This window comes from Streptomyces sp. NPDC002265 (genome assembly GCF_040296125.1).
GTDB lineage: Bacteria > Actinomycetota > Actinomycetes > Streptomycetales > Streptomycetaceae > Streptomyces.
Window position 1 is genome coordinate 1 of sequence record NZ_JBEOWS010000647.1, and the last position, 2,130, is coordinate 2,130.

The 2,130-nt window shown below is 74.8% G+C and carries 3 protein-coding genes; 2 read left to right on the plus strand and 1 reads right to left on the minus strand.

What is annotated here, in order from left to right:
* A partial coding sequence (locus ABT085_RS45915) for a zinc-binding dehydrogenase (RefSeq protein WP_351623114.1) occupies window positions 1-559 on the plus strand: 559 nt, incomplete at its 5' end.
* 211 nt (window positions 560-770) lie between these two features.
* Window positions 771-1,382, plus strand: a complete 612-nt coding sequence (locus ABT085_RS45920; protein ID WP_351623116.1) for a hypothetical protein — start codon at window positions 771-773, stop codon at window positions 1,380-1,382.
* A gap of 70 nt (window positions 1,383-1,452) precedes the next feature.
* On the opposite strand, the gene ABT085_RS45925 is transcribed toward ABT085_RS45920, so the two are convergent.
* Window positions 1,453-1,752 (minus strand): hypothetical protein, encoded by a 300-nt coding sequence (locus ABT085_RS45925; protein ID WP_351623118.1) that lies wholly within the window; start codon window positions 1,750-1,752, stop codon window positions 1,453-1,455.
* Window positions 1,753-2,130: the final 378 nt, after the last annotated feature.

Below are 2,130 nucleotides of genomic sequence, written 5' to 3' on the forward strand. Positions count from 1 at the left end.
GATCCATGGGGCCGCCGGAGGAGTCGGTACCGTCGCCGCCCAGCTGGCCGGGCTGGCCGGCGCCGGCCGGATCGTCGGGGTGGTCGGCAGCCCGAACCGGGCCCGGTACGCGGCCCGGTTCGGCTTCGACCGGATCCTGCTGCGCGCCGAACTGCCCGACGCGGCCGGAGAAGAACGGTTCGACGTGGTCCTCGACCCGGTGGGGGGCCGGACCCGGCGGGACGGCCTGCGGATGCTCGCCCCGCACGGACGGCTTGTCGCCTACGGCACCGTAGGCGGCGGCGAGCCCGCCCTCGCCGACACCGACGACCTGCTCATGAGCGGCACGTCCCTGCTGACCTACAACAGCCACCTGCTCGGCCGGACCCACCCGCAGCGCCTCGCCGACTCCGCACGGCAGGCCCTCGGACTCCTGGCCGACGGGCGGATCCGTATCGACATCACCGCCGAGTACGCCCTCGACGAAGTCGGCACCGCCGTTCAGCGGTTGCGCGAGGGCGCCACCGTCGGAAAGAGCGTCCTGCGCATCGACGGCAGCCCAGGGGGCCGCCCCCGCTGAGCTGTGCGTCGTCCACGCACGCCCTGAGCGCCGGGCGATGCTTCCGTGCGCCGTCGGGCACGGCCGGATCCCTGCCCTCCACCGGGCAGGCCGGGCGCGTGCTGGGTATGCCTCCAGCGCCGGTGAGAGCGCGAGCTTGGGGGACACTGTGGCACGCCTGTCGTGGACGTCCGGGCCCTCCTTACCACCACGCCCCCGCAAGCGGCACGCGGTGAGCCGCGCGCGGGACCAGGACCTCACCGGGCCCAGGTTCCGCGACGTCCTGCCCGCCCTCGCCGCGACGGCGGCGGCCGTGTGCGCGGTGACCGCCGCGCTCGCGCTGGGTTACCGTGCCGCCGGGATCGTCGTCCCCGTCGCCGGTGTCGGTCTCATGGTCTGCGCCGCCGTGATCGGCGTCCGGCGCGGGCGGCCGGGCAGCCGCCGTCGCCACGGCCGCTACACCGCCGAGGAACTCCTCGCCCTCGACGTCCAGGGCCTGGCCCTGGCCGTGGCCCGGATGCTGCGACGGGACGGCTGGCGGGTACGGCTGCTGCCCGCACCGGACCGGCCGCGCCTGTGCGCCCGCAACGCGGCCGGCCACCGGCTCCATGTGGCCTTCCGGCCGGTCGCCGAGCCCCTGCCGGACGAGGACCGGCCGCACCGCCACGCACACCGGGACGGCGCGGCACCGCACCTTCGACTTGTCGTGCACCGGGGCGCGTTCCAGGAGCGCGACATCCGATGGGCCCACCGCCAGGAGAACACCTTCCTCCTCGACGGCGAGGCGCTCCGGCGCTGGGCGCAGGGCTCCCGCCTCGACGACCTGCTCGCCCGTACGGCCTGACGGCCAGGTCCCGGGACCTGGCCGCCGGATCGGGTCGCGGGAGAGCCGCGACGCCGTATCAGCTCAGTTTCTAGGCGGCGCCGTCGACGCCGGGAGCGACGAAGCGCCGGTGCAGCGGGCTGAGGCCCGTCTCGGGCGCGCCGGTGATGCCCGCCTTCTGGACCGCGGGTGCCAGCCGTTCGGCGAAGAAGGTCTCGAACGCCTCCTCCGATTCCCATACGTCGGTCACATGGAGTCCCGCGGCGTCGAACCAGGCCACATGCAACTGGCCGCCGACCGCCGGGATCTCCTCCCAGTCCACCGTGTCGCGTACCGTGTCGTACTGCTCCGGCGTGACTCCCGCCCAGTGCAGCGCCATCACCACAGCCATGTCCGGCCCCCTTGTCGTACGTCGTGATGTCCGCGGTTCCCCGGCAGACCGACCGCCACCCGCCGCCGCGATCGCCCGCGCGACGGCCCGTGGTGTCGCGTACTGCTGCCGGTCGGGAGGATCGTTCCACCTCGCCGGGCCGGCCGGACAGGGCGCGCGGATGCGCGCCGACGGCCACGGCAGGCCCCGCGCGCTCGTCCCCGGCGTCCGTCCCCCGAAGGAGAGTCATGTCGTTTCCCGGCCTTCCCCAGCCCGCTCCCGGCGAAGTGCTGCTGGTGTGCACCTGTTACGAGGACGGCGAGGCGCGATGGGGAGATCTGCTCGACGAGATCGAGGGCCGCCCTGGACGCCGGGGCCTGCGCCCTGATCGTCACGGAC

Bases quoted from the DNA above. Each gene is read 5' to 3' on its own strand.
- ABT085_RS45925 (WP_351623118.1), bottom strand. From the start codon at position 1,752: ATGGCTGTGGTGATGGCGCTGCACTGGGCGGGAGTCACGCCGGAGCAG.